The sequence below is a fragment of the Blautia marasmi genome (assembly GCF_900258535.1).
GTDB lineage: Bacteria > Bacillota > Clostridia > Lachnospirales > Lachnospiraceae > Blautia > Blautia hominis.
Map to the genome: position 1 here is coordinate 1,268,871 of NZ_OIWX01000001.1, position 17,600 is coordinate 1,286,470.

At 47.7% G+C, this 17,600-nt stretch carries 12 protein-coding genes; 1 reads left to right on the top strand and 11 read right to left on the bottom strand.

The features are described from left to right. Positions 1-19: 19 nt before the first annotated feature. The 6 genes from C6P39_RS05670 to C6P39_RS05695 form a co-directional block, all read right to left on the bottom strand. A complete protein-coding gene (locus tag C6P39_RS05670; RefSeq protein WP_104803114.1) occupies positions 20-1,312 on the bottom strand; it encodes a cation:proton antiporter in 1,293 nt (430 codons plus the stop codon). Positions 1,313-1,496: 184 nt separating this feature from the next. Then, complete coding sequence (gene nrdD / locus C6P39_RS05675) at positions 1,497-3,632, bottom strand: anaerobic ribonucleoside-triphosphate reductase (RefSeq protein WP_095175433.1); 2,136 nt, start codon at positions 3,630-3,632, stop codon at positions 1,497-1,499. 182 nt (positions 3,633-3,814) lie between these two features. Then, a complete protein-coding gene (locus C6P39_RS05680; RefSeq protein ID WP_330407030.1) occupies positions 3,815-5,161 on the bottom strand; it encodes an MATE family efflux transporter in 1,347 nt (448 codons plus the stop codon). Between the two features lie 8 nt (positions 5,162-5,169). Next, positions 5,170-6,003, bottom strand: a complete 834-nt coding sequence (gene dapF / locus C6P39_RS05685) for a diaminopimelate epimerase (protein WP_104805863.1) — start codon at positions 6,001-6,003, stop codon at positions 5,170-5,172. Positions 6,004-6,199: 196 nt separating this feature from the next. Next, positions 6,200-7,153 carry a 4Fe-4S binding protein gene (locus C6P39_RS05690; protein ID WP_095175436.1) on the bottom strand — a complete coding sequence of 318 codons (954 nt, stop codon included), beginning with the start codon at positions 7,151-7,153 and terminating at the stop codon, positions 6,200-6,202. A 77-nt stretch (positions 7,154-7,230) separates the two neighbouring features. Then, on the bottom strand, positions 7,231-8,865 hold the full coding sequence (locus C6P39_RS05695) for an FAD-dependent oxidoreductase (protein WP_104803116.1): 1,635 nt from the start codon (positions 8,863-8,865) through the stop codon (positions 7,231-7,233). Positions 8,866-9,279: 414 nt separating this feature from the next. On the opposite strand from C6P39_RS05695, the gene C6P39_RS05700 reads away from it, so the two are divergent. Next, the gene (locus tag C6P39_RS05700) at positions 9,280-10,203 is read left to right on the top strand and encodes a LysR family transcriptional regulator (protein ID WP_095175438.1); all 924 of its coding nucleotides are present in this window, start codon (positions 9,280-9,282) and stop codon (positions 10,201-10,203) included. Positions 10,204-10,248: 45 nt separating this feature from the next. On the opposite strand, the gene rd is transcribed toward C6P39_RS05700, so the two are convergent. From rd to C6P39_RS05730, 5 genes are all read right to left on the bottom strand, one after another. Continuing rightward, positions 10,249-10,407: a rubredoxin gene (rd, locus tag C6P39_RS05705; RefSeq protein ID WP_095175439.1), complete on the bottom strand. Its 159-nt coding sequence runs from the start codon at positions 10,405-10,407 to the stop codon at positions 10,249-10,251. Positions 10,408-10,818: 411 nt separating this feature from the next. After that, positions 10,819-11,301: a hypothetical protein gene (locus C6P39_RS05715; protein ID WP_095175440.1), complete on the bottom strand. Its 483-nt coding sequence runs from the start codon at positions 11,299-11,301 to the stop codon at positions 10,819-10,821. A 36-nt stretch (positions 11,302-11,337) separates the two neighbouring features. After that, on the bottom strand, positions 11,338-12,876 hold the full coding sequence (nhaC, locus tag C6P39_RS05720; RefSeq protein WP_104803118.1) for a Na+/H+ antiporter NhaC: 1,539 nt from the start codon (positions 12,874-12,876) through the stop codon (positions 11,338-11,340). A gap of 50 nt (positions 12,877-12,926) precedes the next feature. Continuing rightward, on the bottom strand, positions 12,927-14,462 hold the full coding sequence (gene hutH / locus C6P39_RS05725) for a histidine ammonia-lyase (RefSeq protein WP_065544521.1): 1,536 nt from the start codon (positions 14,460-14,462) through the stop codon (positions 12,927-12,929). A 219-nt stretch (positions 14,463-14,681) separates the two neighbouring features. Then, positions 14,682-17,546: a tetratricopeptide repeat protein gene (locus C6P39_RS05730; RefSeq protein WP_095175442.1), complete on the bottom strand. Its 2,865-nt coding sequence runs from the start codon at positions 17,544-17,546 to the stop codon at positions 14,682-14,684. Positions 17,547-17,600: the final 54 nt, after the last annotated feature.

The window sequence follows — 17,600 nt, forward strand, 5'->3', positions numbered from 1 at the left end:
GTTGTACTTCCTTCCGTTTCTATTTTCCCTGCTGCTTTCCGCCCACATAACGGGACGCATCGCTTTTTCCAGCCGCCTCGGCTTCTTCTATATGTTTTGCGTATTCATTCTCCTGATATTCCACCTTGCCGCTCTTCTCACTGAAGGTCATCTTGAGCAGAATAGGTGAAATGATCGTAGTGATAACTACCACTACCACGATCGGCCCCAGAAGGGCGGAGGACATCAGACCTACTGCATTGCCCTTTGCGGCAACAATGAGGGCCACCTCGCCTCTGGATACCATGCCCATGCCGATGCGGACACAGTCCTTGTTCTTATACTGACAGACTTTAGCGCCCACACCGCAGCCCACGATCTTAGTGAGCACAGCGACAATGACCAGAACCACAGCAAATGTCACGATCATGGGACTCATATCCGGAAGTTCCACCTGAATACCAATGCTGGCAAAAAACACCGGTGACAGCAGAATATAGGACAAAATCCCAAACCGCCTTGCAATATAATTGGTGTGCGTTGTCTTTGTGATGATCAGACCTGCGAAAAATGCCCCTGTAATGTCCGCAACACCGAAAAACTTTTCTGCACAATAGGAAAAGAGCAGACAGATAACAAAGGAGATAATGACGAACCGCTGCAGGTCCCTCTCATAACCTTTCACCCATTTTTTAAAAACTATGTGAAGCACATAGCCGCCGACACCTACGAACACGAAGAATCCCACGATCTTTGCAAATACAACCACCACATTGACGCTGGAATCCGCCAGGCTTGTGATGACAGTCAGAGCGATAATGCCCAGCACATCATCAATGATGGCAGCGCCCAGAATGGCATTACCGGCCTTGGTGTTTAACTTGCCCATCTCTTTTAAGGTCTCCACAGATATGCTCACACTGGTGGCTGTCAGAATGACACCGATAAAAATGTTCTGCAGCATAATACTTGCTGACGCATTGGATGCTATCATGCCCGGCCGGTTAAAGAACCAGGCTACTCCAAATCCTCCCGCAAGCGGAACCAGCACACCTAAAAGGGCAATGACAAAAGAGGCCTTGCCGCTCCTTTTCAGTTCATCAATATCTGTCTCCAGGCCTGCGCAGAACATCAGCACAATGACACCGATCTCCGACACTTCGTGGATAAATTCCGTCTGCTTCAGTATCCCAAAACAGGCCGGCCCCAAAAGCAGTCCCGCAAGCAGGGCGCCCACCACCTGAGGCATCCTGACTTTCCTGGTAAGAAGTCCAAAAACCTTGGTGCTCAGTAATATAAGCGCCAGGTCCAGTAAATAATTATAAGAGTTCATGTTGTTCCGTCCTTTCTCTCCCCTGTGTCTTGCTCTTTTCCCGTTTTCCTCACAAAACGAAATCGAATTAATCGTACCACACTTCTAAAAAAAAGGGAATGGAAAAACATCACAAAACCTCAAAAAACCACACAAAAGGCCGCCCCAAAAGGGCAGCCTTATCCTTGTCCGTCATCTCTGCGCTTTACATGGATCTGCGCTCTGCAATCTCCGCCATCTTGGCAGTGTTCAGCCTGGTATCACCATGTACACGGCTGTACGACAGATACCCGTTCATCCTGTCAATCTTAGTCAGGTTTGTGGATCCGCAGACCGGGCACACATCCATCTCCAGCTCCTCATGGCCGCAGTCATCACAGTAAGCCAGGGAAAGATTCACACCCTCATAATATCCCAGCGTCATGGCTCTTCTCACCAGCGCCCGGATCGCATCTGTGTTGTACCCGATGGGATAGCGCACATACTGGATCTTGCCGCCGTTGCACAGCTCCCAGAAACGGCCCTCGCAGTCCTGCTTCTCAATGGGGGTGATCTCCTCTGTCACATGGCAGTGGAAACTGTTGCTGACATAGGGACGGTCCGACACGCCCTCCACGATGCCGTACATCTTCCTGAACTGCTCCACCTGCAGACCACACAGGCTCTCTGCCGGGGTGCCGTAGATCGCGTACAGATTGCCGTCCTCCTCCTTGAACTGGGTCACCTTACTGTTGATATACTGAAGGACTTCCAGGGCAAAGGCACCGTCCTCCCGGATAGACTTTCCGTTGTACAGCTCTTGCAGCTCGTTGAGCGCGGTGATGCCAAAGGAAGCTGTCATAGGCTTCAGAAGGGGTTTTATCTTGTCAGAGGGTTTTAAACTGCCTCCGTAAAATCCGCCCTCACAGTATGCCAGCGGATTGGTGGATGCTTTCATCTCCCCCAGGTAGTCATAAGTTCTGATATGAAGCTGGCGGATCATCTCCAGATAAAAGTCAAGCACCTCATAAAAATCACGGTTCTCCGCTCTGGCTTTTGCCAGGATCATGGGCAGATGCAGGCTGACAGCCCCCACATTGAACCTTCCCACAAACACGGGCACATCCCGGTCATCCGCAGGTGTCATACCGCCCCGCTCATACCAGGGGCTTAAAAAGGCGCGGCATCCCATGGGACTGATCACCTTTTTATACTTTTTGTACATACTGGAAATATAGCCTTCCCCGCTCATGGACAGCCAGTCCGGATACATGGTTTTGGCTGAGCACGCAATACCGGCCTCAAACACATCCTCGCTGGCACCGCCCTCCCCGTGAATGGCCTCGTCATATAAGAAGACGATCTTGGGAAACAGCACCGGTTTCCTGTGTCCTGCTTTTCCCTGTCCTTCTTTATGCACATTGAGCAGGGAAATACTGCACATCTTCTCAAAGCGCCCGGTTCCCAGCCCCAGTGTCACTGTCACAAACGGATAGTCTCCTCTGGAGGAACCCACGGTATTGAGCTTGTACTCAATGCCCTGCCATCCCTGGTCAAAATCCCGCTGTACCTTGTCATATGCGTACGTTTCCGCTTTCTCCTGCGCGTGTTCCCACTCCGGGTCTACATATTTTAAAAATTCTTCTCTGTATTTTCTGTAGCTTTTCTCTGCATAAGGGGCAAGTATCTTATCCACCTCCGGCACGGTAAACCCGCCGTACTGCTGGGCCGCTGTACTCAGAATGATATCCCCCATAACATCAAAGGCGGTATCCAGTGTCTTCGGTTCATTGTACCACACATTCCCCATCTCAAATCCGCCCTTCAGCACATTGGCCACATCGAAGAGACAGCAGTTCATGGTATCCAGCCTTGCGGACTGGTCGTGAATGTAAATATAACCGTCCTTACATGCCTGCAGCTCATTGCGGTTCATAAAGAATTTACGGTACAGTTCCTTGTTCAGTTCATTAAATATCAGGCTCCTCTTGGTCGCGACCAGAGCACTGTCCGTATTTGCATTACTCTTGTCACCGATATAACGGATGGACTGGCTTTTGGTATACACCTCGTCCATCATGTGGATAAAATCATGCTTATAATTTCTGTAATCCCGGTAGCTCTTGGCAACCGCAGGGTTCACCTGCTCCAGTGCTCCCTCCACGATATTGTGCATCTCCTGGATAGTGATTTCACCCTTTCCCAGGGATTCTGCCTTATCTGTGGCATATCTGCACAGAAAGTCAATCTCCTGCTCCGTAAAGCTGTACATAATTCTTTCCGCGGATTTATTGACTGCTCTGACTATCTTCTGTACGTCAAATTCTTCTCTTGTTCCGTCTTTTTTAATCACATAAATCATTGCCTTCACCTCATTGCAGCACTACATCTTGTGTCACTTATTATTTTATTCTTTTGTTATTACCAGATTTTGTATCACAAAGTATATCATGTTTTTCTTTGAAATGGAAGTGGGAATATTGCACAAATTCTTGACGAATTTAATCCAATATCCCCATCAAAGCCCTGTGGCCTCTGCATTTTTTATCGCGTAATATTATTAAGCCATTTATAACTTTTATACCGCTTCCAGGAAAACGGCACCTTTATCACTTCATCGCTGCACAAGATTATGTAAACCCATGGCATGGGTACATGTATCACAAAGGCTGCCACAGCCGCAGCGAAAATAGAGCAGAGCCACATGATCCCCACATCCAAAAACAGCCCGAACATGGTATCACCCCCGGCCCGGAACACGCCCACCACCAACGTGGAGTTAAAGGACTGCCCCACCACATAATAGGACATGATCACCATCATGACCTGAAGATAGGATTTTGCCAGAGGCGTCAGTTTCAGCATATTGCACACAAAGGGAGAAATGAACAGGATCAGGATACCTCCCGCCGCCCCAAACAAGAGGGACAGCTTGGCAAACCGGTTTCCATAGTCCCTGGCAAGTTCCTCTTTCTTCTCCCCGATCGCCTTGCCTATCATGATGGCCGTGGCGTTGGAGATGCCAAAGGCAATGACCATGGACAACTGTCTGCACACCTGTGCCACGGAATGCGCTGCCACAGAGGCGCTGCCCAGATGCCCTACAATGGAGGATATGGCAGCCATACCCGCGCCCCAGGCAAATTCATTGAGGAGCACCGGAAACGCATACACGAAAAAGTCCTTTTCCAGCCACTTATATCTCTTAAACATATCTTTTATGCGGATGCGGACCACATCATTTTTCTTCCGCGCATAATATACCACAATGATAACCTCCACAGCCCTGGCGCAGAGCGTGCCGATAGCCGCACCCGCTGCCCCCAGAGCCGGCGCCCCAAAAAGGCCGAAGATAAATATTGCATTCAGTATGATATTCACAGACAGGGATGTGGCGTACACCACCGTGGCGATGACCACACGCTCAATACTTCTGATTATGTTCAGATATACATTGGTAAACGCTGCAAGTATGTATGAAAATGCCACGATCCGCAGATAACTCACGCCCTCCGCAATGATCGCCTCGTCCGAAGTAAAGATCCGCATCAGCAGGTCCGGCACACACAGAGCCAGCGCCGTAAATACTGCTGCAGACAAAATGGCGATCCGAAAAGACATGCCCATGACCTTCTCAATGGTTCTGGTATCATGTTTTCCCCAATACTGGGCAGTCAGCACACAGGCCCCTGAGGTGAGCCCGAAGAAGATCAGTGACAATATAAAGTACACCTGGTTAGCCAGGGAAACGCCGGAAAGGGCAGTCTCACCCACTCTTCCCAGCATGATAACGTCCGTGGATGTAACCCCCACGTTGATCAGGTTCTGAAGTGCCATAGGCATGACAAGCCTCCATACATTTCTGTAGAACCGCTTGTCCTCTGTTGTCATGCTAAATCTCATAGTTCTATCGTACCGTCAAAAACCACTTCCGCCGGACCTGTCATGTAAATGGTATTCTCTTTTCTGTCCCAGAAAATCTTCAGGTCGCCGCCCAGCAGTTTTACCGTTACCTCCTCCTCTGTATATCCGTTCATCACACAGGCCGCCGCCACTGCACAGGCTCCGGTTCCGCAGGCCAGGGTCTCCCCGCTGCCTCTCTCCCAAACCCGCATCTCCACGGTCTTCTCGTCCAGGACCCGGACAAACTCTGTGTTAACCCCCTCAGGAAATGCCTCGTGTTTCTCAAAATACGGACCGATTTCTTTAATATCCAGCCCTTTTACATCATCCATGAACACAACTGCATGGGGATTTCCCATGGAAACCGCAGTCACCTCGTAGACCTGCTGATTGACAGCCAGAGGCTCCCGGATGACTTTTTCTTTTTTATGCTTCATGGGGATATTTTCCGTGTGAAACTCCGGCTTTCCCATATTCACTTTCACCTGGGCTACCCTGCCGTTTTTCACCGTCAGATCCAGATATTTGATTCCGCTTTTGGTATCCACACTGATTCTTGTCTTGTCTGTCAGGCCGTAGTCGTACACATATTTTGCCACACAGCGGATGCCGTTGCCGCACATGGCGCCCTGACTGCCGTCCGCGTTATACATTTCCATCTCAAAATCTGCTTTCTCTGAAGGTTTGATCAGGATTAACCCGTCAGATCCAATGCCGAAATGCCGGTCACTGACCTTTCTTGCGGCTTCAGACGGATCTTCCACTGTCTCCTGAAAACAGTTCACATACACATAATCATTGCCGATTCCCTGCATCTTTGTAAATTTCATCGCAGCTGCCTCCTTTGCTTTGTAACCCGTGTTCTCCTTTTTCTTTTCCTCCGGACAGCATAATCCCCTATCCAGTCCGCAGAGAAAAAAGAGGGTGTCTGTAAAAGATACCCTCTTCGTTTCTTTGCTATTAATCATAGCAATCCATAATTCTTTTGTCAATGCAGAAAAACAGTTTGTGTCAGGACTCTCCTTATTAACAGGTAGCTCCGCCCACCTCATGGAGCTTGGCGGAAAGGATTTCCTCTTTCCTCTCCAGGATCTCATCAGAGATCAGCTGCGCTTCCACATTCTCAAATCCAAGACGTTCAATGGTATCGGAGAAACGCTCCCCTGTCTTTCCCTGTTCCCTGTACAGAAGCAGTGTTTTCTCAATCACGCTCATAAGCTCTTCCTTGGTTGTGAAAATCTTGCTCATAGGCTTGCCAATGGCAATTTTCTTTCCCCATCTTCCGCCCAGGTAAATCTTATATCCGTAAGTACCATCCTCGATGGCGTCAAAATGACAGGTTCCGATACAGCGTCCACAGTTGATACATTTCTCTCTGTCAAGTTCCATAATGCCGTCAACCAGTTTCACGGCATCAATAGGACAGGCTTTCACAACTCCGCATTTCTTACATCCGCTGCACATGTCCTCATCATAGTTGGGAATGAGCTGGCCCACAATACCAAGATCATTCAGGTTAGGCTTTACGCAGTTATTTGGACATCCGCCCACGGCGATCTTAAATTTATGAGGCAGTTTTACATCATGCCAGTTTACATAAAACTCATCATGGATTTCCTCTGAAAGACCAAAGGAATCTAAAAGACCGTACTGGCAGGTAGTTCCTTTACAGGAAACCACAGGGCGCACTTTGGAACCGGTACCGCCTGTGTCCAGCCCGCATTTCTGGATATAGGCACGGAACTCGTCGATCTTCTCATAGGGAACTCCCTGTACTTCAATGGTAAGACGTGTGGTATATGTAACTGCGCCGTTGCCGTACAGCTTTGCCGCCTCCCCAATACAAATCTGCTGTTCTGCTGTAATTTTTCCGTTCTTTGTAATGATCCTGGCGGAAAAATTATCGGTTCCCTTGTTGCTCAAAAAGCCCAGGGCTTTTACTCTTTTTTCATCTTCACTGCTCACTGTTAATGTTGCCATTTTAATTTCCTCCAACTTTTTATCTTTTATGGCCTTGCCTGTCCTGTGTGATCCTGTTGTTTCTATTGCTCATTTTGTCAGTCTTCCATCAAATCTTCCCCGTTAAAGGTACTTCCGCCTTCCAGAACCTTTGTATTGGTATACCCATAAGATTTCAGGCGGTTCTGCAGCATGTATGCCCTTTTTCCTTTTGCACATACCAGAAGCATCTTCTCATCCTTGCTGTGTCCTTCCACTTCTCCGTCAACTTCCTCCAGGTTCATGAACTCCACACCTTCCAGGGTTGGTTTCAAAGAAGCGTCGATCACCTTATAACCTTCTGCCTTGCCCTCCGCAAACTCAACCGGAGTAAAGGTCTCGAAAGAACCGGACATCTTGTTCAGAAGGATATTGATGCAGTGTGCAAATGGATGGATAGCGGTTGAGAACGGCGGTGCATAAGCAAAATCCAGATGCTCCAGCTGCTGCACCGTGGCCTTCAGACTCAGTGCCACTACAGCGATATCCACCATCTTGTCTACAGCACCTTTTCCAAGAACCTGGATACCCAGGAATTCACCTGTTGTCTTATCCGCGATCATCTTAACCAGGAAGGAATCTGCTCCCGGATAATAATGAGCCTTATCATCCACTACAGCCACAACGGAAACCACATCGTGTCCTACATCCTTTGCCACCTGCTCTGTAAGTCCTGTGCGGCCTGCGTTCAGACCCGGCAGTTTTACCACACCCGTTCCCAGAACACCGGGATAGGAAACATCAGCACCGGCAATATTCTGTGCCGCGATCCTGCCCTCAATGTTAGCTGAGGACCCCATAGGTGACCATGCCCTGGCCTGTGTCATGCGGTTGGTGATCATGGAGCAGTCCCCCAGCGCATAAATATCCTCGTCATTGGTCCTCATATGATCATCTACTAAAACGGTCCTGTTTGGCGCAAGCTCGATGCCCGTATCAGCTAGGAATGCAGTATTTGCACGGATACCAAGGGAGAGCACCAGCGCATCCGCTTTGATGGCTCTTCTGGATGTTTTGACCTTCTCAACCGTTCCGCTGCCTTCCACGCCTTCCAGCTTTGTATCGAGGAGTGTCATGATCCCCTGGTCTGCCAGGTGGTTTTCCACAAACTCTGCCATCTCCGGGTCAAATCCCGGCATAATGTGTGGCAGCATATCCAGAACTGTGGTGCGGATGCCGCGGCTCTGAAGATTCTCTGCAACTTCCAGGCCGATAAATCCACCGCCTGCGATCACTGCACGCTTAATTGTGCCCGACTCTGCTGCTTTTCTGAGCGCTTCCGCATCATCAGGAGTCCTCATAAGAAATACATTTTTCATATCCAGTCCCGGAAGGGGCGGTACAACCGGAGACGCACCTGTTGCTATTACCAGTTTATCATATGTATACTCTTTTGTCTCACCGGATTTTAAGTCTTTTGCAGTGACCTTTCTGCCCTGGCGGTCAAGCCCTGTCACCTCAATGCCTGTCTCCACTTCCGCACCTGTCAGTTTTGCAAATTTCTGAGGTGTGTTGACGATCAGCTGGCTTCTCTCATGAATGACATCCCCTACATAATAAGGAAGTCCGCATCCTGCATAAGATATGTCTTCACTCTTGGTCAGAATCAGAACTTCTGTTTCTCTGCTTTCTCTTTTCAGTTTTGCTGCTACCTTTGTACCTGCGGCTACACCGCCAATGATCAATACCTTCATAGCCCATACCTTCTTTTCTCAAATTTGCTTTTCGTGTTATCCGGTCCCTGCTCCCGTCTCCGTTCCGAAATCGTTACGGTCTGCAGACCTGCCTGCGAACAGTGACCAAGGATTCGTTACTGTCCGCGGGATAGTGTTATACGATCAGTAACAGGAATTATTTTCCTTAGCTTTATATCCAGTATAGCACTTGTACATGTATAAGAAAAGTAATATAATATTATATAATTAATAGGTTTTACCTATGTTACTGTACACAGGCGATTGTACCGGGAGGCATTTTCATGCCGGAAGCATGAAAATCCCGAGGCAGCCAGCGCGATATGGGGCAGAATGCTCCATATCTGTGCATCGCGAAGCGTGTTACTGGACACGGAGTGTACAGTAACTTACCTATGATAAAGGAGATGTGTTATGACAATCCGACATCTGAAAATATTTCTGGCTGTTGCAGAAGCGGGAAAGATGAGCCTGGCAGCGGAACAGCTTTTCATCACCCAGCCCTCCGTCAGCCAGGCAATCCGGGAACTGGAGGAACACTATGGGACCCTGCTCTTTGAACGTCTCTCTAAAAAACTGTATATCACAGAGGATGGCAAAACCCTCTATGTCACTGCCAAACAGCTTGTCACACAGTTTGAAAGCCTTGAGGAGAGCATGCGAAAGGAAAACCGGCGGGAGAAGATCCGCATCGGCGGTACCATTACCCTTGGCAGCGGCATCCTCTCTAAGGTAGTCCGGGACCTGAAAATGGAACAGCCGGACCTTGATATTTATTCTTATATGAATAATACGCAGATCATAGAACAGAAGCTTCTGAACATGGAACTGGATGTGGGCATCGTGGAGGGCAGGGTCAAAAGCCGTGATCTGATCAGCATCCCCCTCATAGATGACATGCTTGTACTTGCATGCGGTCAAAACCATCTTTTTTATGGCCGTCATACCTTATTTATCAATGAGCTGAACGGACACGATTTTGTAAAGAGAGAGCCCGGCAGCGGCACAAGAGAGCTGTTTGAAAATTTCATTGTCCGCCACGGCCTTGATATCCACACAGTCTTTGAGGAGAGCACCCCTGATTCCATAAAAAATGCCATACAGATCAACAACTGTATGGCTGTTATCTCCATCCGTCTTCTGGAAAAAGAGATCCAGAACCAAGAGATCCATGTATTCACCGGCCCTCACAAAGAATGGAACAGGGACTTTTCCTTTGTATACCACAAGGACAAATACCTGACCGATTCCATTATCCGCCTGAAGGAGATCGTGAGCAGTTACAATGATGTGGAAGAAATAAAAAAACTGCCCGGAGGACAGTTAGTTGACCGCTGAACACAGAATGGCTGCCGTTTTTAGCGGCAGCCATTCCTATTTCATTTAAGCTTCTACAAATACTTCTTTTCCCATACCGCAGATCGGGCAAACCCAGTCTTCCGGAATATCATCAAATGAAGTTCCCGGTGCGATTCCGTTCTCAGGATCTCCTACCTCAGGGTCATATTCATATCCGCATGGTTCACATACATATTTTTTCATAATATTATATACCTCCTATAATTAGCTTCTCCAGTTATCTCCTGAATTACACTGATTTTATCACATATTCATTCATAAATCCAGTCTTTTTTTGTCCAATTTATCCATTGCTAAATATTGTGTTACTGTACACAGGCCACTGTTCCGGGAGGCGTTTTCATGCCGGAAGCATGAAAATCCTGAGGCAGCCAGCGCGATATGGTGCAGAATGCTCCATATCTGTGCATCGCGAAGCGTGTTACTGGACACGGAGTGTACAGTAACAATATCGTTAAGAAGAGACTGCACACTTACAAAACTCATAAGTGCGCAGCCTCTCTATCCGGGAAAGTAAGAGGAGTTTACTTTCCCTTCCCTATAATTTGGAAATCCGTATGTATAAAACAGATTTCCAGGACATATTCCAAGTAACTATTTCTTTTTCTTGTAGCCAGCCATCTGCCGCGGGTCAGCATCCGCCACCACAGCTCTGGAATTTTTCTTTCTGGCCAGTACCATAATCTGTTTTGCATCTGCCTTTGTGAAAAACAAGCGCTTGCTTCTATTGCCCCTGCCAAAATGGAGCGCTATCAGTTCCGGATGCTTTCTGTCCTCGCGGATCACCGAAACGATCTCTTTCCAGCTCCAAAAATCATAGTGTGTGGTAATCCTCATCTGATAAAAAATCTCCAGTCCCCTCTCGGTAATGACGGTATCTTTTTTCATCATCAGTGTCAGTATGTACAACACACCAAATACAGCAGCCACGCGGTAAGGCGTGATAATACCGCCGATAATCAGGGCAGCGGATAAGATCCAGCAGCCATATGTCACCCACGGTTTACGTGGTTTCAAATCCCTTGCATAATATATCGGTCCTTCTAATGAGTCCCAGGGAAGATGCTCAACACTCACTATGATACTCCTTTCAAAAAACAATAGACATCATGTTTATGCCTGTGCTCTCGGTGCTTTACCTGCTGCACGCATAGCTTCAAGATTCTTCACTGCCAGCTCATGTTTATCTGCCGGAGCCGCAGCCGGTTTGCGCATGGTCGTCTTTCCAAAAATATTGGTATACGCGCCGTCAGCCCAGAAGATATTGCGTCCCAGGAACGCCAGGATTGCTGCAAGAATCGGGTTTAACAAGTTAACGAATGCAAATGGGAAGTACATGAACGGATGCACTCCCAGAACGCCCATCTGGTAAGCGCCGCAGCCCGTCCACGGGAACATAACTGCCCATAGAGTACCACAGTCCTCCAATATCCTGGACAACATATTTCGTCCCAGACCCATCTCATCATATTTGTCCACATAAAGCGGAGCCGGCACACCAATTCCCAGGAACTGGTCGCACATGGTAGCATCGCAGAATAAGGATGTCAGAAGTGTGGCAAGGATAAGACTTCCCACAGAGTGAAGTCTCTTCTTCAGACCTCCGAACAGTGTATCCACACATCCGCAGCGCTCCAAAGCACCGCCGTAGGCTACAGCCAGCAAGATCAGGTTAATGGTCCACATCTGGTGGTCCATACCTCCCCTGCTCAACAAGTCGTTGGCCAGATCGTTGGTGGATTCAAATGTTGTACCATAATGCAGAACGTCGAACAGTTCTCCTAAGCTGTGCATACCCTGGAAAACTGCTGCAAACAGAACACCGCATCCCACAGAGATGGAAATACCAACCAGTCCCGGTACCTTCATGATACAAACAACCACGATCACAACAATAGGAAGCAGCAGGATCGGACTTAAATTAAAGCCTTCTGCCAGTGCTGCCTGCAAATCTGTTGCAACAGAGGCATCAAATCCTGATGTATCAATATTCAGGCCCATGATCGTATATAAGATCAAGGCGATCACAAACGTTGGCCCGGTGGTCGAGACCATGGCCGTAACGTGGTCAAACAGTCCCGTCTCCGAAACTGCTGCTGCCAGGTTTGTAGTATCGGACAGCGGTGAGAATTTATCTCCCACGTATGCGCCGGAGATGATCATACCGGCTGTGATGGCAGGATTAATACCAAGACCTGCACCAATACCTAAAAAAGCAATACCGATGGTAGCGGTAGCAGTCCAGGAAGAACCACATGCCAGACCAACAACAGCACACATAATACAGCCGATTGGCAGGAAAAGCTTAGGTGTCAGTAAATCCAGGCCGTAATAGATCAGGGCCGGAATTGTACCGGACATAATGAAAGATGCCACGAGAATACCAACTGTACAAAGAATCAGTATCGCTTCCATTGTAGCATTCAGCCTGTCCAACATACCAGCCAGCATGTCGGAGAAGCTGTGTCCGCAGAGACAGCCGATGATACAAGCCACTACGATAGATACCAGTAACGGCATATGGGCATCGCTGTATCCGCTTCCTCCTACGAAGCCATAAAGCATGAGTGCCATCATGACAACGATCGGAATGATCGCTTCGATAAAATTAGGAAGGCGAACTGTACGTTCTTTCTTTTCTTTTTTTCCCATTAAGACTTACCCTCTTTTCTTAAATTATTTTTGCAGGACAGTTTAAGAATTTATTTTGTTTCTATAGCTCCGCCAAGGGCCTCCTCTACCGCTTTGACGAGAGAGCCATCCTTAATAATTTCTTCACAGTAGTTGATATCACCATATAATTCACGGTCCTCATCTAATGTGGCAACCTGTTTGCGGACTAAGTCATAAGCAGCCTGTGTTCCTTTGCCCAGACCTTTATTGCCGCGCATATCAATACCCTGGCATGCAACCATAAGCTCCATAGCCAGAACACGTCTTACATTCTTAGCGATCTCCCCTGCTTTTCTGGCAGCGATCGTACCCATGGATACGTGGTCTTCCTGACCGGCGGATGACGGGATACTGTCAACAGATGCCGGATGTGCAAGAACTTTATTCTCGGAAACTAATGCTGCTGCAGAATACTGCACGATCATGAATCCGGAGCAAACGCCGCCGTGAGGTGTTAAAAATGCAGGCAGTTCACTGTATGCCGGGTTGACCAGACGCTCAATACGTCTCTCAGAAACGTTAGCCAGCTCGGAAACTGCGATTCCCAGGAAGTCAAAGCTTAATGCCATAGGCTGTCCGTGGAAGTTACCGCCGGAGATTCCGTTCTTATCCTCTTTAAAGATGATCGGGTTATCTGTTACAGAGTTGATCTCAATATTTACATGGTCAAGTACATAATTCACTGCATCCTTGCTTGCGCCGTGGATCTGCGGTGAACAACGCAAGGAATAAGCATCCTGTACGCGGATCTCGCCCTGGCGTGTGGTGTTCTTGCTGCCGTCCAGAAGTCTCAGCAGGTTTCTTGCTGTTGCAAGCTGTCCTGAATGGGGACGTACATCATGCAGACGATGATCCAGAGCGCTCACAACACCGTTCTGCGCCTCAAAGCACAGAGAGTCTGCAATATCTGCAACCTTCAGAAGCTGCAGCGCGTCGTGCAGTGCCAGTGAACCGGCGCTTGTCATAGCCTGTGTACCATTGTTCAGAGCCAGTCCTTCTTTTGCGGACAGTTCAATCGTCGGGATACCTGCACGCTTCATAGCCTCTGCACCCGGAAGGAGCTCTCCTTCATAGTAAGCCATACCCAGGCCCAGCATCGGCAGAACCATATGAGATAAGGGTGCCAGGTCTCCGGAAGCTCCAAGGGAACCTTTCTCCGGGATAAACGCAGTAACACCTTTATTCAGCATATCAACCATAGTCTGAACGGTTTCCAGACGAATGCCTGAAAAACCTTTCACCAGGTTGTTGATCCTAAGCAGCATAATACCTCTTGCAACATCAACGGGGAACGGATCACCAGCACCAACCGCATGGGTGATGATCAGGTTTTTCTGAAGAGCCTTGCACTGGTCCTGAGAAATCACAACATCACTGAATTTACCGAATCCGGTAGTGATCCCATAGACAACCTTCTCTTCCGCAACAAGGTCATCCACCACTTTTCTTGATTCGATAATGTTCTGTTTTGCCTCCTCGGCTAACTCAATTTTTGCATTCTCACGACAAATTAAAGCAATCTGTTCCAGTGTGAGGTCTTTACCAGTAATTACAATATTGCTCATATCGCACCCTCTTTTCCTTATATTTTATAGTGCAATTATACAGACCCTCGTGTCAAAAAAGCGTCAATAAATGTCAATTTCCACAAATGCAATTATCTGACAATTCTCTTTCATCGTCAAATTCTTTGTGGTACGGTCATTTTTCCGTCATTGGCGAACAATATTTTTTCGTGTTATCAAGCTAAATTAAAATATTTTTTTTATAGCGGGAATCTTTTATCAGAATCCCGCTTTATTCTTGATCTCCTTCAAAACTTTCACAGTGGTAGGATTATTCATTTTTTCCGAGAGTTGTACCCCCTTTTTGTAATGACGCTCTGCCTGTTCCGTCTCTCCCTGTTCCAGAAGAACAAGTGCCATATACGCCTCCGCCCGTTCCAGTCCCCAGTAATATCCATGCCTTTCAAAACAGGCGATCGCCTGTTCCAGATATTCCCGGGCTGCTTTTATCTTTCCCAGAAGATAATAAATCTGGCCCGCATTGGAATAGAACTGCCCCAGTCCGTTTGTGACCACCTTGCCGGTCCCCTTTTCTATGGCAATTTTATAGTAGGACAGGGCTGACTGGTAGTCACCGGTAGCACGGCAGGCATCCCCAATGTAGTTGTAACATGCCGCAATGCTCATAATATAGCGGGAATCTCTTCCGCTGTAATCCTCAAATATCTGACGAGCCTCTGTCAAAGTCTGGCGGGATTCCTCATATCTGCCTTCATGGAGCAGATACCAGCCTTTCAGCCTCATAAAGGCGCCTCTCTCATCCGGTTCCTGTACATTTATCAGGGACAGACCTTCATCCACGTATTTCTTTACCAGTTCCAGGTCCTCCACCTGAATCCCGTAAAAGATCATCTGCTTGAAATTATTCAGAAGAGACTTTTTATCCTCCAGCATCTCAGCCAGTTTCATGCTCTCCTCAATATTGCGGATGCCGGACGCGTAATCCCCTACAGCAATGTCAAAACGGCCCTTGACATAATACATTTCCTTTTTCATTTCCTGCAGCTGATGAGAATCCTCGTCAAACTGGATCACCTTCTGGGCCAATTCTAACAGTTCATTTGCCTCAAAGGTCACTCCATAATTGTCGTCGCCATATTCCATCTCCCAATGAAGTACAGGAAAGTTTTCATTGACAATCGTATAATACTCTTTCAGATATTTAATCTTATATTGATACGCTTTCACCATGTTATGGCACTTCTCATAGTGGTGGATCGTCATTGGAAGATACCCAAAATTTTTCTTCCCCTCAGCCTTTGACTCATAATACTCAGCCAGCATCTGATGATACATGCGTTTCTTGCCTTCGCTCTGGCGCTCGTATATAAACTGGCGGAATACCTGATGCTCAAATTTATAGTAGACATTCCAGCCAACAAGGATCTCTTTGATCAGATGGCGTTCCTGCAGTTTTTCCAATATGCGGACCAGCGTCAGCCTGTCCATCTTTGGCAGCAGAAGCTCTATCTCCTCAATACTGATCTTTTCCGGAAACATGCTCATGCAGTCCAGCACTTCATTTTCCGTTTCCGGCAGACCTGCGAGCCGGGCTTTTATCACATTGTTGGTCTTCTGGGATTTTTCCAGGGTATATCCTTTTTCTTTTATGAGACTGACCAGCTCCATCAGGAAAAATGCATTTCCGTCCGTCATCTGGTAAATGCTTCTCTGTTTCTGCTCATCCCCATTGAGTTCAGGCAGATACTTGTGAAGCAGCTCCATGGTCTCCTCCTCCGTAAAGGGGTTCAAAGAGATCACATGGAGATAATCCTTTTTCATCAGTTTCTCCAGCGATTCCATAACCTCCACATCATTGTTCTGGTTATAGGTACACATGAGCAGGATCCGTTCTGTCCCAAGTGTCAGCAAGATCCTGTTCAGCAACTGGAAACTCATGGTATCCATCCACTGGATATCGTCAAAAAACAGCACTACCTTATGCTTCTCCACAATTTTGCGGAACATATCCAGAATGGCCTTCTCCATAAGCTGATATGTGAGTCTTCCAAGGGGTTTCTCATCCCCCAGAATACTGCCTTTGAAGAAGCGGTCAAGCTGTGCCTGTTCCTCCTTTGTGATGGAGCGCTCCAGCAGCCCATTTTCCACGCATTGCTCCACCTCCCAGAAGATATCATTCCAGGGACGCAGGAAAAATTCGGACTCCTCCCTGTAGCAGGCAGCATACAGAGGGATCATCTGATACCCCCGGACCATCTGTTTTGCCTTGTCAAGAAGGGCTGATTTTCCCACTCCGTCCTCCCCGCTGATGGCCACACATTGGGGATGGCGGCTTTTCCCTGTGCCTACAATACACTCGCTGACCTGGTATATTTCAGAAGTCCTGCCCAAAAAAGGAGCATTCCAGCCAGCGGCTTCCACAGTGGTATTTCCTTTTACATTAAAAATGCGGTGAAACAGTTCCTTGATCTCCGGGGACGGCTCCACACCCAGTTCATCAGCCAGGACCTTCTCCAGATCGTAATACAGCTTGATCGCCATATTATAGTTTCCATTCACCGCATAGATGTCCATGATCTCATAGTACAGCTTTTCATTGTAGGGATCATGCTTCAGCAGGATATTGCTGTACTTTTGAATCAGATCCACATCTTTTGTGGCATCTGCGTCGTACAGCTTTTCCCTGGCACATTTTATAAATGCCTGATTGTACTGTTCCTGCATGGAAGTGATCCACTCTTCATATTCGTAGCTGTTCTTTATCATAAAATGGGAGAGAAATCCCTCCTCCTCGTTTTCCAGAATGTTCTCCGCACTGATATGGTCCCAGTCAATATCGGGCATACAATCCGGATTCAGGGAGATACTGGTATGGCCTGCTGTCACCAGAATTTCTTTGCCCAGCAGTTTTTTAATCTGGTAAACCGCTTCTCTCAGGTTCTTTCTGCCCACATTCTCATTGTCCGCACCCCAAAGCACGTATATGATCTCTTCCCTTGTAGCTGTCTTCTTCACACAGAGGTAATAGAAAAAACCCTCTGCTTTCTTATATGGAAAATTCACACGTTCTCCGTCTACCTCTACATAAGGTCTTCCCAAAAGATGTACACTGATGTTCGCCACAATTCATCCCTCATATTCTAAATCGGTCACTGCCCACAGCCCTGCAAAGCAGGA